This window comes from Nonomuraea sp. NPDC050733 (genome assembly GCF_040654215.1).
Classification (GTDB): Bacteria; Actinomycetota; Actinomycetes; order Streptosporangiales; family Streptosporangiaceae; genus Nonomuraea.
In genome coordinates, this window is sequence record NZ_JBFAHO010000042.1 from 1 (window position 1) to 18,858 (window position 18,858).

Sequence of the window (18,858 nt, forward strand, 5' to 3'; positions counted from 1 at the left end):
ATCATCAACGTGCACGTCCTCGTCGCGACCGCCGTCAACGCCGACGGGCGGCGCGAGATCCTCGGCCTGGAGGTCACCAGCGCTGAGGACGGTGCGGGCTGGCTGGCCTTCCTGCGCGGCCTGGTCGCCCGCGGCCTGTCCGGCGTGCAGCTGGTCATCTCCGACTGCCACGCCGGTCTCGTGGCCGCCATCGGCGCCACTCTGACGGGCGCGTCCTGGCAGAGGTGTCGCAGCCACTACCTGCGCAACCTTCTGACCTGCGTGAACAAGTCCGCGCAGCCGTTCGTGGCCACCCTGGTGCGCACCATAGACCTGATCGCCTTCGCCGTCTTCCCCCGCGAGATCTGGCCTCAGATCTGGTCGAACAACCCGCAGCGGTTGAACAAGGAGATCCGCCGCCGCACCGACGTGGTGGGCATCTTCCCTGACCGGGCCTCGATCATCCGGCTGGTCGGTGCTGTGCTGGCCGAACAGACGGACGAGTGGGACGAAGCCCGCCGCTACATGGGCTTGGACATCCTGGCCAAAGCCCGCGTCCGGCTCGTCGCCAGCGACACACCGACGCAGAATCCGCTCCCGCAGACACTTACCGCTTGACCTGCAAAAACAGGATCACGCGAAGATCGATTCATACACCACGTCCGTGGACGTGACCGTCAGCTCAGGCAGAACTCGTTGCCCTCGATGTCCTGCATCACGAGGCACGACTCGTTTTCTTCATCGGCGGGCAGGAGCCGCACGCGTTTCGCGCCGAGAGGGATCAATCGTGCGCATTCGGCCTCGAGGGTTGCCAGGCGCTCTGCACCGACGAGTCCGGTGCCGACCCGCACGTCAAGGTGCAGCCGATTCTTGACGACCTTGCCTTCGGGAACGCGCTGGAAGTACAGCCGCGGACCGACACCCGAGGGGTCGCTGCATGCGAACCATGAGTCCCGCTGCTCGGGCGGCAGCGTGCGATTGAAGTCGTCCCAACTGGCGAACCCCTCAGGCGGCGCCGGCGCGACATACCCCAACACCTCGCACCAGAAGCGACCGACACGCTCAGGTGAAGCGCAATCGAAGGCGACTTGAATCTGCTTAACGGATACCATGGGAAAATCCTGCCATAGACCACTATGCATACCGTAATCGCCCACCGTGCACCCTGGCCGGATTGACGAAGTCCTGAAAGATCCACAGCTCCAGCCTGAACGCCTCGCCCGTCGAAGGGTTGCGAGATACATCGTTATCTGGCAAGACCAAGATCGAATGGCCATGGTGAGCAGGGAATCATCCCTGGCCTTGCGCGATCCTGACGCCGACGACTCCGACGACGAGGATTGATGGGGATGCCCCCGCTCCGGGTCCCGAACATTTCCGCGCCCAGGGGGTGCCCGTCAAGGACGAGGACGTATGGGCAGTTCCATCAGGTCGGGTGCGCGCTGAAGGCGGTCGTCCAGGTAAGCAAGATCCGGAACATGTGCGGATTGTGACCAGCAGTCGACCAGGATTACGGCACGAAACCCAAGGTCATACCCGCAGCGGCCCGAAGATGGACCTTCCACTTTTAATCCGTAGGCTCCGGGTTCGAGCCCCGGGCGCCCTACCAGCTCGAACGCCTCTCCTCGATCTTGCTTTGCGAGGTCGTACAGCCAGCTTTTACAGCCAGGAGGGCCGGAACCCATTCTCTGGGAGTCCGGCCCTTCGTGGTTCCGAGGCTCATGCGAAGAGCCGCTTCACGACCGCGTCGACGGCCGCCTGTTCGATGTCGGGAAGCACGTGGGCGTACGTGTTCATGGTCAGGGCGATCTGGCTGTGGCCGAGTTCTTCATGACCGTTCGCGGGAAGGCGCCACAGGCCAGGAGGTACGAGGCGCAGGCATGGCGGGGATCGTGCAGCCGCAGCCAGTCGAGGCCGGCCTTCGCCCTGGCCTTCCGCCAGCGGGTGCAGCCCCCCACACCACAACATCCCGACCCCAAGCCCTCCAACAGTCGCTACACGCCCGAATCAAACGGATCGACCATCAGCAGCACCCGGTCGGCCTCGACATCGAACCCGAGATCTGGATGACCAGGGGATCCCTCCGCACTCATCAATACGGACTTCCCGAGACGCCGTCCGATCACGCGGAAGACATCCACCAGGACGTCCAACCGCTCCTGCCCCTGCAGCTCTCTGAGATCGACGTCGAAGTCAATGGACTCAGTCTGATACATCCGGAAGATCATCAGCACTTCGGGGATCGGCCAGACTCTCAGCTCAGGCGTGACCCTCAGCTCAGACATGCCGCCGGCGTAGGCAGCCGCCACCATGTCAGCAGCCGAAGAAAGCCCCATCGGCTCGCCACCCACCGAGTAGGCGTACTGCCAACCTTGTGCCTGAACGAGATCCAGCAGCGCCTGCCAGTCCTCAGCGGTCGTCCCTTCTACAACCACGTCGGGCAACGCTCCGTTGACCTCAGGGTCGAAGAGAGCTCTCACGTCATCCCACGACAGGTCGGGCACAGCACTCATCATCCCTTGAGAACTTGCCTCCGGCGGGGACTCCGACTCCGGGATGATCGCCGCACGGGTCTGGGCGAGGGAGGTCCGTAGATGGCCAGGGTGCAATCTGATCATCCCGGGGCAGTGTGCGCGAAAGGGGCGGCTACGGGGTGCACGACCCCTTGCTGTCGCCGACGCGCAGGCTCAGCGTCGTGCCGTAGTGCTCGCGCATGCTCTGGCCGGCTGGCGGGTCCTGAGTGCAGACGGTGCGTTCGAGGTGCGAACTGTCGTCGTATCCCTCGGTCACGAGGGGTTGGCTGCTGACGCCCGGGAAGCCGAGCTGCAAGGCGGCCTGTCTCGCCTCATTGCCGGTCTTGCCGACGTAGTTCGGCACGACGGGCCAGTTGGTGACGCGGCCGTCGGGCGGGCAGGGCACCTGCGGGGGCAGGAAACCGAATTCCACCTTCTTCGCCTGAGAGTCCTCGACCTGCGTGCAGACGATCCAGGTACCGGAGTAGGACTCGCCGTCGAACAGATGACCGTCCGGCAGGGCCCGGTACGCGGTGGTGTAGGCGGGCCAGGAGCGCCCCACCTCGCCGCTGACGGCGTCGAGCGTCTTTCCCTTGAAAGAGGGCAACGCAGGCGACGGGCGTTGCGATCCGGTGGAGGCGTTCTCCTCGCCCCCACCCGAACAGGCCGCCAGGCCGAGCACGGGCACCGTCAACAGACCGAGAACAACCAGCCTGATCCCCATCATTGCCGCTCCCGAGCGTGGTCGGACATGACACGACGATCATGGTCGTCTGGGCGCCGCAGTGCAACGCCGACACCGGCGATCATCCAGCTCCGCGTCATCTCTCGCTCCTTCGCGTCCGTCGATGAAGGAAGGATGGATGAGGGGCCGTTGAGGATCTGTTGAGTTCACGCTTGGACGCCGGCTCGTACATCCGCACGACGCGCGCGGAAGGTGTGGACGGTACGGGAGACGATGACGGCGGCGGAGGCCAGCGCGGCTGTGGCGGCCCAGAGGTAGAGCGCGAGCCAGACGTAAGTGATCTGGTCCAGCGTGCCCATCCTGTTCATCAGGAGGCCGATCAGGTCGGCCAGGCCGAAGAAGAACGCGATGGGCAGCGCGTAGGGGATCATCCGTACGACGAGGCGCCACACGGGGCGGCCTGCTCGGCGGCGGGCCCAGCTGCGAGCACGGTAGGCCCCCAGGAAGCCGAGTCCGAGGTTGAGCAGGGTCAGGCCGCCCAGCCAGGGATCCGCGGCCGTGGTGAAGGGCGCGGCTCCAGCGTCGGGGCGGCCCTCGATGATGTCGATCAGGCCGTCGGCCATGAGGAGCGCGTCGTCACCGGAGATCATTCCGGTGTTGGTGACGACGGCGATGCCATATCCGGTGGCGGGCAGGAGGGTCTGCGCGGAGTTGTGGGTGAGCAGCCAGCCGGTGTGCCGGAGTTGGGCCGCTCCACCGGCGGTCCTGCCGGTCTCCCATCCCATGCCGTAGGTGCTGCCGCCCACTCCGGACGCGGTCTGGGCGGTCTTCACGGTCTTCTCGGGGAAGACACCGCCGGCGCCGTTCTGCGTGATCAGCCATTTGGCCAGATCGTCGGCGGTGCTGACAACGCCGAAAGAGCCGTTGAGGAACCATTTCGGATGGGAGCGCTCGATGAGGCGGCCGTAGGCGCGAATGTAGCCGGCGCCCTCGCCGGGAAGGTCTCTGGTGGTGTCAACGGTCGTGGTCGACGTCATGCCGAGCGGACGGAACACGGTGGCGGCCATGTAGTCGGCGAACGGCACTCCGGCCACCACCTCGACCAGCCGGGCCGCGACGGCATAGTTGGGGTTGTGGTAGATCATTTTGCTGCCGGGGTCTGTGGCGAGCGGGGCGGTCCGCAGCATCGCGACGGCGTCCTTGAGGGTGTCCGGCGCGGGCAGCGTCAGCTCGGGGAAGGTCTGATCGCTCATCCCCGAGGTCTGCTGGAGCAACTGCCGCACCGTGATCTTCACGGCGCGGTCGTCGGCCATGGTGAATTCCGGCAGGTACTTCCGAACCGGGGCGTCCAGACTGATCTTGTGCTGGTCGGCGAGGTGCAGCACCGCCAATGCCGTGAACGACTTGGATACCGAGGCGAGCGGCATCGGCGTGTCCTTCGTGATCACCTCACCGCCGGCCGTGCGGCCGTAACCCGCGACATGGACGACCTGATTCTTCTTGGTGACCGCGACCAGGGCGCCGGGCAGCCGGGTCCGCTCGACATAGTCACGTACGTAGGCATCGACCGCGCTCGCACTCAGCTCGCCGCTCCTCGGCGCATTCATCGAGGCACTCGCCGCCGTCACCCCTGTCGTCAGTGACACACCGGCGAGAACGGCAATCGCCGCGATCTTCCGTATCTTCATCGAGATTCCCCGAGCTCTTCGTCCGCTGAGAAACGAACGCTAAAAGCCGGTGGGAACGCCGCACAGCGAACGATCGGCAGGCCCCCACCCCGACTTTCGTCAGGTGTCAGTGGTCCAGCTCCTCGGTCATCGCCATGATGTCCAGGTGAACAAGGCGACCGCTTACCATGACGAGCTCGGCGACTTCTTCGCCGAGAATGCTGACACGAGCCCGTACAACGCCTACACCGACAGGCCTGCGATGCTCCGGCTCGCCGGTGACGTCAGCGGAGCCAGAATCCTCGATGTGGGCTGCGCGGCCGGACACTATGCGTCCGAACTGCTGGCACGCGGCGCCCAGGTGGTCGGAGTCGACGGCAGCGCCACGCTGGTGCGCCATGCGCGAGCGCGCGTGAACGACGAGGCAGAACTGCATGTCCACGACCTGGAACAACCGCTGGACTTCGCCACCGACGCGTCATTCGACGGGATCGTGTGCGCCCTTGTCATCCATCACATCAGGAACCGCGCACAACTGCTCGCCGAGCTACGCCGCGTTCTGCGACCCGGCGGATGGCTCCTGGTCTCCACCACCCACCCCACCGCCGACTGGCGGCGCTTCGGCGGCTCCTACTACAGCCACGAGTGGAGCGAGCTGCCCGTGGCGAACGGCACGATGTCGATCCACTACCAGCGCATGCCCTTGGAGACGTTCCTCGGCGAGTTGCTGGCCGCGGGATTCGTACTGGAACAACTCGTCGAGCCGCGCCCGACGTCCGACCTCGAAGAGATCGACGCGAGCGCATACGACAAACTCCATCAAGCCCCGTGCTTCCTCGCCGTGAAGCTGCGGCGTCCCTGACCGCCGTCGTCAGGTCAGGTGCTTCCGCACAACCTGTTGAGCTCCGCGACGTCTGTGTTGATGTCCGCGATCACCTGGTTCGGATCGCCGCCGGTCATGCCGGTCAAGCGGAAGCTCAGCTCCTGGAATTCGCGGGCCAACCGACTGATCTTCGCCCCCACCACTCCTTGCGCGTCGAGGACCGCGCCCATCAGGTCGCTGTACGTCTGCTGAGCCGCGGCCGCCTGGCTGCTGCGGACGGTCCCGGCGTTGCGGCGGTATGCGGTCAGCGCCGCCGCCGCCTCGTCACAGCCGCCGGGACGGACCTCTGACAGCGGTGTGGAGGAGACCGGAACCGCTCGCGTGGAGCTTGACCTTGGTGGCCGGGGCGTTCTGGACTCAGGCGATGGACTCGGGGTCGGCGGTGCGGGCCGGGTGGTGACCGGATCCGGATCCGGTGACGATGACGATGACGATGACGATGACGATGACGGTGAGGGTGACGGTGACGGCGCGGTCGGGGTGAGGGCTGCCGGGTCGGACGGGGGCTGCGGAGGCGGGGTCGGCGGCATCAGGTAGGCGACCAGCGCGACCACGGCGGCAATCGCACCCGCCATAGCGCTCACCGCCGTCCAGTCCAGGCGCAGGCCTGCTCCTCCGCCCGCCCTCGGCGGCTGCGCTGATCCGCTCTTCGTCATGCCCTCATCGTGGCCGAGCCGCCGAACCCGGTCCAGAACCTCGAATTCGCCTCGGTCACCGTACGCGCCCGCCCATCCGGCTCGCCTGGCCCCATCCGCCCCTGAGGACGGAATAGGCTCATGCGTGCAGTCGGCCTGGGCGCAAGGTAAGGGGAACAGGTGAGCGATTCGTTCGTGCATCTTCACGTACACACCGAGTACAGCATGCTCGACGGAGCGGCCAAGATCCGGCCGCTGTTCGCCGAGGCCGAGCGGCTCGGGATGCCGGCGATCGCGATGTCCGACCACGGCAACATGTTCGGCGCCTACGAGTTCCAGAAGGTCGCCAAGGGCAGCGGCGTCAAGCCCATCATCGGGATCGAAGCCTATGTGGCTCCGGACAACCGCTTCCACAAGAAGCAGGTGTTCTGGGGCGCCCGCGCCGAGACCGGGGTGGCGGACGGCGAGGGAGGCAAGGACGTCTCCGGCGGTGGCCGCTTCACCCATATGACCATGTGGGCCAAGGACGCCGACGGGCTGCGCAACCTGTTCCGGCTGTCGTCGCTCGCCTCCTTCGAGGGCTACTACGGCAAGCCGCGCATGGACATGGACCTGATCTCCCAGTACTCCTCGGGGATCATCGCCACCACCGGCTGCCCGTCCGGGGCGGTGCAGACCCGGCTGCGGCTCGGCCAGTACGACGAGGCCGTCAAGGTCGCCTCGGCCTACCAGGACATGTTCGGCAAGGACAGCTACTTCCTGGAGCTGATGGACCACGGGATCAGCATCGAGCGTGAGGTACGGGCCGACCTGCTGCGCCTGGCCAAGGATCTCGACATCCCGCTGCTGGTCACCAACGACTCCCACTACGTGACCGAGGACCAGGCCGACGCGCACGACAGCCTGCTCTGCGTGGGCGTCGGCAAGAACAAGGACGACCCGAACCGGTTCCGGTTCAACGGCTCGGGCTACTACCTCAAGAGCGCGGCGGAGATGCGGGAGCTGTTCTCCGAGCTGCCTCAGGCGTGTGACAACACGCTGCTGATCGCCGAGATGGTCGGCGACTACAGCGACGTGTTCGCCGAGGTGAACCGGATGCCGGACTACCCGGACGTGCCGGAGGGCGAGACTCAGGAGTCGTGGCTGCGCAAGGAGGTCGAGCGCGGCCTGGAGATGCGCTACGGCACGCCGGTGCCGGCCGAGGTGCTGGAGCGCTACGAGACCGAGATGAAGGTCATCGGCCCCATGGGCTTCTCCTCCTACTTCCTCGTCGTGGCCGACATCTGCCGGTACGCCCGGGACAACGGCATCGCGGTCGGACCCGGCCGAGGATCCGCCACCGGCTCGATCGTCGCCTACGCCACCCGCATCACCGAGCTCGACCCGCTGGAGCACGGCCTGCTGTTCGAGCGGTTCCTGAACCCCGAGCGGATCAACCCGCCGGACGTCGACCTCGACTTCGACGACCGCCAGCGCGACCGCATGGTGGCCTACGTCACCGAGAAGTACGGCAGCGAGTACACCGCCCAGGTCAACACCTTCGGCACGATCAAGGCCAAGGCCGCCGTCAAGGACGCCTCGCGCATCCTCGGGTACCCGTTCGTGGTGGGCGACAAGATCACCAAGGCGATGCCGCCGGATGTCATGGGCAAGGGCGTCCCGCTGGCGAAGCTGTTCGACAAGGATCACCCCCGCTACGTGGAAGGCGTGGAGATCCGGGCGCTGTACGAGAACGACCCGGACGTCAAGAAGGTGATCGACACCGGCCTCGGCATCGAGGGCCTGATCCGGGGGACCGGCGTCCACGCCGCCGCGGTGATCCTCTCCTCCCATCCCCTGCTGGACCTGATCCCGATGCACAAGCGGGACAAGGACGGCGTGGTCATCACCGGGTTCGACTATCCCTCATGCGAGGAAATGGGCCTGGTCAAGATGGACTTCCTGGGTCTGCGGAACCTGGGCATCATCGACCACGCCATCAAGATCATCGAGCAGAACCGGGGCGTCAAGCTCGACACTCTCACGCTCCCCCTGGACGACGAGACCACGTACAAGCTGCTGGCCCGCGGCGACACCCTGGGCGTGTTCCAGCTCGACGGCGGCCCCATGCGGCAGCTCCTCAAGCTGATGGAGCCGAGCCGGTTCGAGGACATCGCCGCCGTGCTCGCCCTGTACCGGCCGGGCCCGATGGCGGCCAACGCGCACACCAACTACGCGCACCGCAAGAACGGCCGCCAGGACATCGAGCCCATCCACCCCGAGCTGAAGGACGCGCTCGACCCCATCCTCGGCCCGACCTTCCACCTGCTGGTCTACCAAGAGCAGATCATGGCCGTCGCCCGGGAGCTGGCCGGCTACACCCTCGGCGGCGCCGACCTGCTGCGCCGCGCCATGGGCAAGAAGAAGCCCGAGATCCTGGCCAAGGAGTTCGTCAACTTCCAGGCCGGCATGCGCGGCAACGGCTACTCCGACGAGGCGATCCAGGCCCTGTGGGACGTCATGCTGCCGTTCTCCGGCTACGCCTTCAACAAGTCCCACACCGCCGGATACGGACTGGTCGCCTACTGGACCGCCTACCTGAAGGCCAACTACCCGGCCGAGTACATGGCCGCCCTGCTGACCAGCGTCGGCGACGACAAGGACAAGGCCGCCGTCTACCTGGCCGAGTGCCGCAAGATGGGCATCCAGGTGCTGCCGCCCGACGTCAACGACTCCCAGCTCGACTTCGTCGCGGTCGGCGACGACAAGGTCCGCTTCGGGCTCGGCGCCGTCCGCAACGTCGGCGAGAACGTCGTCGAGGGCATCGTCAAGGGTCGCAAGGAGAAGGGCGCCTACGCCGACTTCAACGACTTCCTCGACAAGGTGCCGCTGGTGGTGTGCAACAAGCGGGTCATCGAGTCCCTCATCAAGGCGGGCGCGTTCGACTCGCTCGGCCACCCGCGCAAGGGCCTGCTCATGATCCACGAGCAGGCCGTCGACTCGGTCATCGACATCAAGAAGAACGAGGCTCACGGCCAGGACTCGCTGTTCGGCGGCCTGACCGACACCGGCGACGGCGAGAGCTTCACCATCGCCATCCCGGACCTGGCGTGGGACAAGAAGACGCAGCTCGACTTCGAACGGGAGATGCTCGGCCTGTACGTGTCCGACCATCCGCTGGCCGGCACCGAGCGGCTGCTCGCGCGCAACCGCGACACCACGATCGCCGACCTGCTGGAGAGCGGCCGGGACGACCGCGGCGACGTCCGGGTGTGCGGCCTGATCACCAAGGTCGACAAGCGGGTCAACAAGGCCGGCAACATGTGGGCGATCATCACGGTCGAGGACATGGACGCCGCGGTGGAGTGCCTGTTCTTCCCGAAGACGTACGAGCTGTACGTGCCGTACCTGCGTGAGGACCTGGTCGCGTCGGTCGGCGGGCAGATCAACAACCGCGACGGCGCGATCAGCATCTTCGCCCAGGACCTGACCACGATCGACATCTCCAGCGTGACCAGCGACTCCGGGCACCCGGTGACCATCCAGATCCGCGAGGACCGCCTCAACGACAGGCTGGTCGAGGAGCTGCGCAACGTGCTGAAGATGCACGAGGGCAGCGTGCCGTTGCGGATCAACCTGCGTCGGCCGAGCGGTAAGACCACAGTGCTCGCCGTCCCGGAGTTCCCGGTCAACGCCGAGACGTCGTTCGCGGCCGACATCAAGGCGCTGTTCGGGCCGGAGGCGATCAGTCTGTGACCGCGCAGCGGCGCGTCGACGTCGTCATCAGCGACGAGCCGCCGACCTGCCCCCGCTGCGCGAGCAAGGGGCTGCTGCTGGTGCGCGTGCCGCACGACCTGGCCAACGCCGTCGGCCGGCCGGTGCGGGGTCGCACCGGGATCGTCCTGTGCGAGGCGTGCGGCGCCGCGGCGCCGCACGCGGCGCCTCTGATCACGTGGTTCCGCGTGAACGGGCAGGTGGCGGACGAGACCAGCGAGGAGTTCGTACGGCTGCTGGTGGCCTGGGCCGAGCACGCCCGGGTACCGCCGCTGGATGCACGCGCCTTGGAGGATGAGCTCGCCCTGTGGCGGCGCGGCGAGCTGTGACCGTGGTGCCGGGCGTCAGCGTACTCCCTGGCGGAGCCGCGGCTTCTTGAATTTCCAGGGGGTCATAACCCTTTCTGTCAGAAGCGGATACTCAGCCGCAGCAGGCGGCCGGTCTCCGACGGATGGGCCTTCGGACCGTCGCTCGTCCGTCAATCCGCCTGCGCACAGAACAGGAGTCGTCACGGTGCGCTGTTGATCATCGGCGCTCGAAGATTATGCATGGTCGAGCCGAAGAATGACACCACTAGCCGTATATGGATCATGCGATTAGCATCGGCGCTGACCGCACGGACACATCTGTAAACACTCGGGTTGCGAGACCGCCGTAAGTATCTCGCCGGTCTGTGATTGGCAATACGACAGCTCCCCCAGCAGGCTCGTTCCTTCCCCAGAGGTGTTGATGGCGTATCTGCATGCCCAGCTCCACGACCCAGCGCCGGCGACCGCGATGAGGACGGATGCTTACATCTGACATCTACCTGCGCAGCATCGGCGTCCATCTGCCGCCGGTGGTCAGCGTCGAGACGGCTGTCGCCGAAGGTCGCTGTCCGGCCGGCGAGATGGAGCACTTCGGCCTTCGCGGTGCGGCGGTGGCCGGTGACGTACCGGCTCCGGAGCTCGCGCTGCGCGCGGCCCGGCACGCGTTCGAGCGCTCCGGCGGGATGTCACCGCGCGACCTGGATCTCATGCTGTACGCCGACGTCTGGCACCAGGGGCCGGAGGGCTGGCAGCCGCAGTACTACCTGCAACAGCACCTGATCGGCGGCGATGTCCTGGCCGCCGAGCTGCGGCACGGCTGCTGCGGACTGTTCAGCGCGCTGCGGCTCGCCGCCGGGTACCTGCGGCCGGGCGGCACCGCGCTGCTGGTCGGCGCCGACAACCACGGCACCCCGCTGGTCGACCGGTGGCGCATGATCGAGGGCAACGTGGTGGGCGACGCCGGCTGCGCGCTGCTGGTCACCACGGACCCGGGCTTCGCGCAGTTGCGGTCGGTCAACGTGACCGTGCTGCCGGAGGCCGAGTCGGTCAACGACGGCGGCGTGCCGCTGTTCCCGCCCGACGCCACCGTGGGCCGGCCGCTCGACTTCGCCGCCCGCAATCGGGCGTTCCGCGAGCGGCTGCTGGCCCGCGACGGCGCCGACGTCATGCTGGGAATCCAGACGACGCTGATGGAGCTGGTGGAGCGGACCCTCAAGGAGGCGGGGATCACCCTCGACGAGGTGGCGCGCGTGGCCTTCCCGCACGGGCGCTGGGACAGCGTGGAGGAGCGGGCGAGCTGGTTCGGGCTGACCCTGGCCGACACCACCTGGGACTACGGCGCCGGGGTCGGGCACCTCGGGGTCAGCGACCAGTTCGTCGCCCTCGACCACCTGCTGGCCGGCGGGGCGCTGGCCCCCGGCGACTACGTGCTGCTCGTCGGGTGGGGCGCCGGAACCACCATGGCCTGCGCCGTCCTGCGGATCCTCGACATCCCCGCGGAGTACGCCTCCGACGGGCCCGGTTGAGCAGGCGTGCGTGACCGTCTCGGGCGCCGTCGTGGAGATTCTCGAGTCGCCCGTGTGGGCGCGGATACGGGGAGGCGATGTGTGATGGATCGACCGGCCGAAATGATCGCGCTGATCGGGATCGGCTGCCGTCTGCCTGGCGGCGTCCGTTCGGCGGACGAGTTCTGGAACCTGCTGTGCGAGGGCAGGGACGCCAGCGGGCCGGCGCCCGCCGACCGCTGGCGCGACTACGCCGACCGCGGCCCGTCGTACGCGGCGGCGGTACGGCGGACCCTCGCGCACGGCAGTTTCCTGGAGGGGGCGGCCGACTTCGACGCGGAGTTCTTCGGGCTCTCGCCGCGCGAGGCGGAGTTGATGGACCCGCAGCAGCGCCTCGTGATGGAGACCGCGTGGGAGGCGCTGGAGCACGCCGGGGTGTCGCCGGACAGACTGGCCGGCACGGACGCGGGCGTGTACGTGGGCGTCTGCACCGGCGACTACGGGCATCGGCTGCTGGAGGACCTGCCCGACATCGAGGCGTGGACCGGGATCGGCGCCGCCACCTGCGCGGTGGCCAACCGCGTGTCGTATGCGCTGGACCTGCGCGGCCCGAGCCTGGCGGTGGACACGGCGTGCTCGGCGTCGCTGGTCGCCGTCCATCTGGCCGCGCAGGCCCTGCGGGCCGGCGAGACCGACGTGGCGCTGGCCGGCGGGGTCAACCTCATCCTGTCCCCCGGCGAGACGCTGACCCTGGACGCCGCGGGCACGCTGGCACCGGACGGGCGGAGCAAGTCGTTCGACGCCGCCGCCGACGGGTACGGGCGGGGCGAGGGCGCGGCGGTCGTGGTGCTCAAGCGCCTGGCCGACGCCGTACGGGACGGGGACCGGGTCCTCGCGACCATCCGTGGCAGCGCGGTCAGCCAGGACGGCCGCACCGCGGGCATCATGGCGCCGTGCGGCCAGGCGCAGGAGCACGTCATGCGCCGCGCGCTGCGGCAGGCGCGCGTCGAGCCGGAGACGGTCGGTTACGTCGAGGCGCACGGCACCGGCACCGCGGTCGGCGACCCCCTGGAAGCCGGCGCGCTGGGCGCCGTGTACGGGAAGGGCAGGCCCGCGGAGCAGCCGTGCCTGATCGGTTCGGCCAAGTCCAACATCGGTCACCTTGAGGGTGCCGCCGGCATCGCCGGCCTGGTCAAGGCCGTCCTGGCGCTCGAACGCGGCGAGCTCCCGCCGAGCCGGCTCGACACGCCCACTCCGGCCGTCGACTGGGCGGGCGCCGGGCTGCGCGTGGTCGACAAGCCGACGCCGTGGCCCGGCTCCGCGCATCCGCGCCGGGCCGCGGTCTCCGCCTTCGGCTACGGCGGCACCATCGCCCACGTCGTCCTCGAGCAGGCGCCGCCGGCAGGGCCACCCGCCGAGGGGACCGCGGGCGGGCTGTATCCGGTGTCCGCCGCGTCGCGGGCGGCGTTGCTGCAGGCCGCCGGCAACCTCGCCGGTGTCGTCGGCGACCTGCCGGCGGCCGACGTCGGGCACACGCTCGCGCTGCGCCGAGCCCATCTGTCGCACCGGGCGGTGGTGGCGGCGGAGAGCCCGGCCGCGCTGGCCGACCGGCTGCGCGCCCTGTCCACCGGCGCCGCGCACCGGGCGGTGACCACCGGGCAGGTGCTCGTCGATCCCGGTCCCGGCCCGGTGTTCGTCTTCTCCGGACACGGCTCACAGTGGGCCGGCATGGGCCGCGAGCTGCTGGCGACCGAGCCGGCGTTCGCCGCGGTGATCGACGAGCTGGAGCCGGTGTTCGCCGCCGAGATCGGCTTCTCGCCCCGGCAGGTGCTCAGCGAGGACGAGCTGACCGAGGTGGACCGCGTCCAGACCATGATCTTCGCGATGCAGCTCGGCCTCGTCGAGCTGTGGCGTCAGTACGGGGTGCGTCCGCACGCGGTCATCGGTCATTCGGTCGGCGAGATCGCCGCGGCCGTGACGGCCGGGGCGCTGAGCCGCCTGGACGGCGCCCGGTTGATCTGCCGCAGGTCCCGGCTGCTGCGGCGCGTCGCCGGTCGCGGCGCGATGGCCATGGTGCAGGTGCCGTTCGCCCAGGCGATGCGGCTGCTGGGGGACCGTACCGACGTGGTCGCCGCGATCGCGTCGTCGCCCGGCTCGACGGTCGTCTCCGGCGACCCGGACGCCGTGGCCGAGGTGCTGGCCGGCTGGATCGAGGAAGGGATCCCGGCCCGCCGGGTCACCTCGGACGTGGCGTTCCACGGGCCGCAGATGGATCCGCTCCTGGCCGACCTGACCGCCGCCGCGGCCGACCTCACCGTCGGCGCCCCCTGCATCCGCGTCTACTCGACGGCGCTGGACGATCCACGGGAGGCCCCTGGCTTCGACGGCGCGTACTGGGCGGCCAACCTGCGCCGGCCGGTGCGCCTGACCGACGCGGTCGCGGCGGCCGCCGACGACGGATACCGCGCGTTCATCGAGCTGTCCCCCCACCCGGTGGTCACCCACTCGATGCTGGACACGCTGAGCGCGGGCGATCACGACGTCTTCGTCGGCGGGTCGTTGCGGCGGAACCGTCCCACGCGGGCCACCCTGCTGGCCAGTGTGGCCGAAGCGCACTGCGCCGGCCTCGATGTGGACTGGCGTCGGCTGCAGCCGGCCGGCGGGCCGGTCGTGCTCCCCGCGTACCCCTGGCAGCACCGCAGGCACTGGCGTACGCCGTCGGCCCCCGACATGGCCGGTCGCGGCCACGATCCGGACACGCACACGCTGCTCGGCGACGGCATCGATCTCGCGGGCACCGACGTACGGCTCTGGCGGACCGGCGTGGACGACCAGACCCGGCCCTATCCCGGCAGCCATGCCATCGAGGGCGTGGAGATCGTGCCGGCCGCGGTGCTCGCGGCGACCTTCTTCGCCGCCTCCGGCGGTCAGGTGCTCGGCGAGGTGACGATGTCGGCGCCACTGCTGACCGCCGAGCGCCGCGAGGTCCAGGTCGTACGGCAGGGAACCGGGCTGCGGCTGGCGGCCCGTGCCGCGGGCGAACCGGACGCCGCCTGGCAGATGATCGCCACCGCCACGGTGCCCGCCTCGCCGGGAGAGGCGCCCGCTCAGCCGGCGCAGCTCATCCCACCGGCGGATCCGGGCCTGGTCATGCAGCGGCTCGCCGCCGTGGGCGTACCCGGAACCGGGTTCGACTGGACGGTCGAGGAGCTGCTGCGCGGCCACGGCGCGCTGCGCGCCCGGGTACGGTGCGGGCCGGCCGCCACGTGGGCGCCCGTCCTGGACGCGGCGATGTCGGTGGCGCCGAGCGCGTTCCCCGGTGACCCGCTGCTTCGCATGGTGACGCACGTCGATCGGCTGGTCACGGTCGGAGAGCCACCGGACATGGTCGACATCGAGGTGTGGCTCGACCCCGAGCGCACCGACACGGTCCAGGTACGGGTGACCGACGGCGCCGGCGCCGTCGTCGGCTGGCTGTCGGGGCTGCGGTACCCGGTGATCGACGTACCGGCCCCCGCGGAGAACGGCGCCGACGGCGTGCGGCCCGCCGAGTCCATCGCCGGCCTGGGGCCGGAGGAGTTGCGCGCGTTCCTGCTGGAGGAGGTCGGCGCGCAGATCGCCAAGGAGATGCGGCTGGCCCCCACGGACCTGTCGCCGCACCGTCCGCTGATCGAGCAGGGGCTGGACTCGGTGCTGACGGTGGTCGTGCGGCGGCGGCTGGAGAAGCGGTTCCGATGCTCGCTGCCGACGACCCTGCTGTGGCGGCAACCGACCGTCGCCGCGGTCTCCGACTACATCGCCGAGCTGGTGTCCGCCTCAAGCGGCAACGGGAGCGCCGATGCGGGGTGAGTGAGTGGTCGCCTGCCCGTCGGTAGCTCGCTCAGGGGGCATCTGGGCTTCAATCACCCGTCCCCCAGAGCGACGCTACCAATCGGGCTGTTCTTCCCGTCGAGCCTCCCGTTCCGTCCACTCACGGCGCTGGGCCGCCCGCTCCGCTGTCACACGTGCGTGCCGCGCCCGATCCAAGTCCCTTGCACTCGACTGTCTGCGCTTCTCATGTCTGATCGCCAGCCGGACCGACCAATAAATGATGAAGAACAGTGCGACTGCCGGGAGAGCCCAGTTCAGCAACAGGAAGAAACCCTCAGCCATGGAAGCTGCCCTGGCCCCTCCCGCGCCGCTTGATCGACCACGCGACAAGGATGCCCGTGAACGTGAAGCTCAGCGCAAGGGCGACGTACGCGGCCATCTTGTACGGTCCCACCTCGAAGGGATTCTCACCATCGGCGCGGGCCAAGGCGAGCACTTCAAAGGCGGTGCCCAACACGAGGAACTGTACGACTGCGAAGGCGGCAAGCACCTTGAAGGGCGACACGCGGCGATTATGGCTTGCCGCGACATCATCTCCAAGACCAGCCTCCGATCGAGTTTGCGCTTCACGAATGGGGCCCTTCAATCGTCGATCTAGAGTGGCAGGATGTACAGCGCTCCGAGTTCGCGGGAAGAAGCCGAGGGCGTTTGGTCATTCCTTCGTAGGACCGTGCAACATCTGGCTCTGCCCTCAGGCGAGCAGCTTGAGTGGATAGGGACTATGTGCATCGACGAGCTGGCGCTCGACTTCGATGCCGTCTACCCCGCCGCGTGGCCAGCTCGTGACGTCGGGTGGATCTCCAAGGATCTCGACAGCGCACTCATCGAAATCGACCAGATGCTGACCGACCTCACCGAGCAGGCCCCCTCGGCATGGACGGAGGATGCCCTGCGCTCTCATCCTCACTGGGAAGCGATCAGGAGACTTGCTCACCACGCTCTTGCCCTCATGCCAGTCGAGCCGTGGAACGCCGCACCTTGACCGGCTCGCATACGGCCTGGCTTGTAGTCTTCGCCATATGGAGCTTCGATCACCGCTGATCACACAGATCTCCTGGGGCCGGACGGTGATCGAGGGCCTCGGCGAAGGTAAGGACTTCAAGCTCTATCCCGGTGGTGGACGGCCCTGGGACTGGAACGAGACCGGCACACGGCACACTCCTGGCATCCAGCCTGCCGACGTCCGAGAGCTCCTCGACACCGGCAGCCAGGCGATCGTCCTCTCCCGTGGCATGCGACTGCTCCTGCACACGTGTCCCGAGACGCTGGACCTCTTGATGGAGACAGATGTCGAGATCTACGTCGAGGAGACGACGGCCGCCGTCCAGCGTTACAACGCATTGGCGGAAACCATCCCCGTGGGTGGATTGATCCACTCCACTTGTTGATCAGCGGCCAACCTCGTGCGCAAGATCCGAAACATGCGCGGAACGACCGCCTGCCACCGACAATTTCGCCCTCTTGATATGAATGCGGCAGTATCTCCCCAATGGGTTCCCGGATCGCCATCCCCCTGATCGCTCTGTTCGCGGCCTCGGCCTGTGCCCTGTCCCCCGAGGACTCCGCGCCACGCGCGTCCGCTCCACCGGTGACAACGCTGCCCTCCACCGCCGTGCCGCCCTCGACCGGCGCGAGCAGCACGACTCAGGACACCCGCCCGGCGCTGGCGCAGACGTCCAGCACGATGACCGAGAATCTCAAGGTCGAGGTCGTCGGGCTGAACCGGGTCAAGGGCAAGCACCTGATCGCCCAGGTCAGGCTGACCAACACCGGCGGCGAGGAGCGGCTGCCGTGGACGGGCGAGTTGGGTGACAACACCCGCCCGCTCGGCGAGATCCGATGGGCCTCCGGCATCGGAGTGCTCGACGCGCGGGCGCGCACCTGGATCCTGCCGTACCAACCGGCCGACTTCCCGTGTCTGTGCAGCGACCAGAACCGTGACCACCTCGGCTACTTCATCGACCCGGGACAGTCCATCAGCCTGTACGCGGTCATGCCCGCCCCCTCGGGCAACCCCTCCGCCGCCACGGTCGTCACACCCCTGGGGCCGCCGATGGTGGACGTCCCGATCAGCGACGACCCGCCGGTCACGCCGCCCGGGATGACGATCCCCGATCCGGACGCCGAGCCCGTCACCACCGTCACCCGCCGCCTGGTCGCCCCGTCCGAGTCGCTCGACAGGTCGGAGGAGACGGCCGACGACGGCACGGATCTCCACGTCAATCTCTCCTCCGACGTGCTGTTCGCGGTCGACAAGGCCACGCTCACGCCCAGGGCGAAAGTGATCCTGGCGCGCACCGCGAAGCTCATCGACGCCTCGTCGGGCGCCACCGTGCAGGTGGAAGGGCACGCGGACTCCTCCGGCAACGACGCCATCAACGACCCCTTGTCCACCCGCCGTGCCCAGGCCGTGCGTCAGGCGCTGTCCGGGGTGGTCACCAGGCAGGGCGTGGATTTTCAGGCCAAGGGGTACGGTTCGCGCCGTCCGCTCTACAGCAACGACACCGATGAGGGCAGACGCCGCAACCGCCGCGTCACCGTGACGTTCGCCAAGCCCCAGCCGGCCACGACCGCCGCGCCGGCCACGACCCCCGCTCCCGGCGCTACGGGCCTGACGGGTACCGGCAAGGCGGACGGCCAGCCGATCTCCATGGAGATCACCGGCCTGCGGAAGCTGCCGGGCGGCCTCGGGCTGCTGACGTACCGGATCACGAACCAGGGTACGGAGGAGGCCTGGTTCAACGAGCTCCACCAGGCGCGGGACTGGATGTCGTTCAAGTACCAGGCCGCCTTCAACGTCACGCTGACCGACGTGGAAGGCCGCCGCCGGTATCTGCCCGCTCGTCTCCAGGTGGCCGACGGCGACAGCGTGGACTCCTACTGCGCCTGCACGGACCTGTCCGGCGTACGCCTGAGCACCGGGAAGTTCAGCCCCGGCCGGCAACGCGAATTCTGGAGCCTGTTCGCACTGCCCGAGACGGCCGGCACACTGAAGGTCAAGATCGCCGGCTTCGCCGACCTCCAGGTGCCCGTTCGATAGGCCCCGGCGCGGATCCGAGA

15 protein-coding genes are annotated in these 18,858 nt (G+C 68.5%); 9 read left to right on the forward strand and 6 right to left on the reverse strand.

Going from position 1 to position 18,858, the window contains the following annotated elements; genetic code table 11:
- The coding region (locus AB0H64_RS37750) for a transposase (protein ID WP_357634611.1) at positions 1 to 597 on the forward strand (597 nt) is incomplete at its 5' end.
- 59 nt (positions 598 to 656) lie between these two features.
- On the opposite strand, the gene AB0H64_RS37755 is transcribed toward AB0H64_RS37750, so the two are convergent.
- The 4 genes from AB0H64_RS37755 to AB0H64_RS37770 form a co-directional block, all read right to left on the reverse strand.
- Complete coding sequence (locus tag AB0H64_RS37755; protein ID WP_138667703.1) at positions 657 to 1,091, reverse strand: VOC family protein; 435 nt, start codon at positions 1,089 to 1,091, stop codon at positions 657 to 659.
- A gap of 882 nt (positions 1,092 to 1,973) precedes the next feature.
- Entirely contained in the window at positions 1,974 to 2,483 is a 510-nt protein-coding gene (locus AB0H64_RS37760) for a hypothetical protein (protein WP_357634615.1), read from the reverse strand.
- Between the two features lie 142 nt (positions 2,484 to 2,625).
- Positions 2,626 to 3,219 (reverse strand): PASTA domain-containing protein, encoded by a 594-nt coding sequence (locus AB0H64_RS37765; RefSeq protein ID WP_357634617.1) that lies wholly within the window; start codon positions 3,217 to 3,219, stop codon positions 2,626 to 2,628.
- Positions 3,220 to 3,383: 164 nt separating this feature from the next.
- Positions 3,384 to 4,865 (reverse strand): serine hydrolase domain-containing protein, encoded by a 1,482-nt coding sequence (locus AB0H64_RS37770; RefSeq protein ID WP_357634620.1) that lies wholly within the window; start codon positions 4,863 to 4,865, stop codon positions 3,384 to 3,386.
- A 145-nt stretch (positions 4,866 to 5,010) separates the two neighbouring features.
- Here AB0H64_RS37770 and AB0H64_RS37775 point away from each other — a divergent pair, with 145 nt between their 5' ends.
- Complete coding sequence (locus AB0H64_RS37775; RefSeq protein ID WP_357634623.1) at positions 5,011 to 5,706, forward strand: class I SAM-dependent methyltransferase; 696 nt, start codon at positions 5,011 to 5,013, stop codon at positions 5,704 to 5,706.
- A 14-nt stretch (positions 5,707 to 5,720) separates the two neighbouring features.
- Here the strand turns inward: AB0H64_RS37775 and AB0H64_RS37780 are convergent, their stop codons facing one another.
- Positions 5,721 to 5,897 carry a hypothetical protein gene (locus AB0H64_RS37780; RefSeq protein ID WP_357634626.1) on the reverse strand — a complete coding sequence of 59 codons (177 nt, stop codon included), beginning with the start codon at positions 5,895 to 5,897 and terminating at the stop codon, positions 5,721 to 5,723.
- A 645-nt stretch (positions 5,898 to 6,542) separates the two neighbouring features.
- Here AB0H64_RS37780 and dnaE point away from each other — a divergent pair.
- The 4 genes from dnaE to AB0H64_RS37800 all read left to right on the forward strand — a co-directional run bounded on the left by dnaE (position 6,543) and on the right by AB0H64_RS37800 (position 15,777).
- A complete protein-coding gene (gene dnaE / locus AB0H64_RS37785; protein WP_357634629.1) occupies positions 6,543 to 10,097 on the forward strand; it encodes a DNA polymerase III subunit alpha in 3,555 nt (1,184 codons plus the stop codon).
- The gene (locus AB0H64_RS37790; protein ID WP_357634632.1) at positions 10,094 to 10,444 is read left to right on the forward strand and encodes a DUF6300 family protein; all 351 of its coding nucleotides are present in this window, start codon (positions 10,094 to 10,096) and stop codon (positions 10,442 to 10,444) included. Before dnaE ends, AB0H64_RS37790 begins: the two co-directional genes overlap by 4 nt.
- A 458-nt stretch (positions 10,445 to 10,902) precedes the next feature.
- Positions 10,903 to 11,949, forward strand: a complete 1,047-nt coding sequence (locus AB0H64_RS37795; RefSeq protein WP_357634635.1) for a ketoacyl-ACP synthase III family protein — start codon at positions 10,903 to 10,905, stop codon at positions 11,947 to 11,949.
- Positions 11,950 to 12,033: 84 nt separating this feature from the next.
- Positions 12,034 to 15,777, forward strand: a complete 3,744-nt coding sequence (locus tag AB0H64_RS37800; RefSeq protein ID WP_357634759.1) for an acyltransferase domain-containing protein — start codon at positions 12,034 to 12,036, stop codon at positions 15,775 to 15,777.
- Between the two features lie 295 nt (positions 15,778 to 16,072).
- On the opposite strand, the gene AB0H64_RS37805 is transcribed toward AB0H64_RS37800, so the two are convergent.
- On the reverse strand, positions 16,073 to 16,303 hold the full coding sequence (locus AB0H64_RS37805; protein WP_357634638.1) for a hypothetical protein: 231 nt from the start codon (positions 16,301 to 16,303) through the stop codon (positions 16,073 to 16,075).
- A 216-nt stretch (positions 16,304 to 16,519) separates the two neighbouring features.
- On the opposite strand from AB0H64_RS37805, the gene AB0H64_RS37810 reads away from it, so the two are divergent.
- From AB0H64_RS37810 to AB0H64_RS37820, 3 genes are all read left to right on the forward strand, one after another.
- Positions 16,520 to 16,780: a hypothetical protein gene (locus AB0H64_RS37810; RefSeq protein ID WP_357634640.1), complete on the forward strand. Its 261-nt coding sequence runs from the start codon at positions 16,520 to 16,522 to the stop codon at positions 16,778 to 16,780.
- A 37-nt stretch (positions 16,781 to 16,817) separates the two neighbouring features.
- Entirely contained in the window at positions 16,818 to 17,186 is a 369-nt protein-coding gene (locus tag AB0H64_RS37815; RefSeq protein ID WP_357634643.1) for an Mth938-like domain-containing protein, read from the forward strand.
- A 101-nt stretch (positions 17,187 to 17,287) separates the two neighbouring features.
- Positions 17,288 to 18,838, forward strand: a complete 1,551-nt coding sequence (locus AB0H64_RS37820; protein WP_357634645.1) for an OmpA family protein — start codon at positions 17,288 to 17,290, stop codon at positions 18,836 to 18,838.
- Positions 18,839 to 18,858 lie beyond the last annotated feature (20 nt).

Bases quoted from the DNA above. Each gene is read 5' to 3' on its own strand.
- AB0H64_RS37755 (WP_138667703.1), bottom strand. From the start codon at position 1,091: ATGGTATCCGTTAAGCAGATTCAAGTCGCCTTCGATTGCGCTTCACCT.
- AB0H64_RS37765 (WP_357634617.1), bottom strand. From the start codon at position 3,219: ATGATGGGGATCAGGCTGGTTGTTCTCGGTCTGTTGACGGTGCCCGTG.
- AB0H64_RS37770 (WP_357634620.1), bottom strand. From the start codon at position 4,865: ATGAAGATACGGAAGATCGCGGCGATTGCCGTTCTCGCCGGTGTGTCA.
- AB0H64_RS37780 (WP_357634626.1), bottom strand. From the start codon at position 5,897: ATGGGCGCGGTCCTCGACGCGCAAGGAGTGGTGGGGGCGAAGATCAGT.
- AB0H64_RS37795 (WP_357634635.1), top strand. From the start codon at position 10,903: ATGCTTACATCTGACATCTACCTGCGCAGCATCGGCGTCCATCTGCCG.
- AB0H64_RS37800 (WP_357634759.1), top strand. From the start codon at position 12,034: ATGGATCGACCGGCCGAAATGATCGCGCTGATCGGGATCGGCTGCCGT.
- AB0H64_RS37810 (WP_357634640.1), top strand. From the start codon at position 16,520: ATGTGCATCGACGAGCTGGCGCTCGACTTCGATGCCGTCTACCCCGCC.
- AB0H64_RS37815 (WP_357634643.1), top strand. From the start codon at position 16,818: ATGGAGCTTCGATCACCGCTGATCACACAGATCTCCTGGGGCCGGACG.
- AB0H64_RS37820 (WP_357634645.1), top strand. From the start codon at position 17,288: ATGGGTTCCCGGATCGCCATCCCCCTGATCGCTCTGTTCGCGGCCTCG.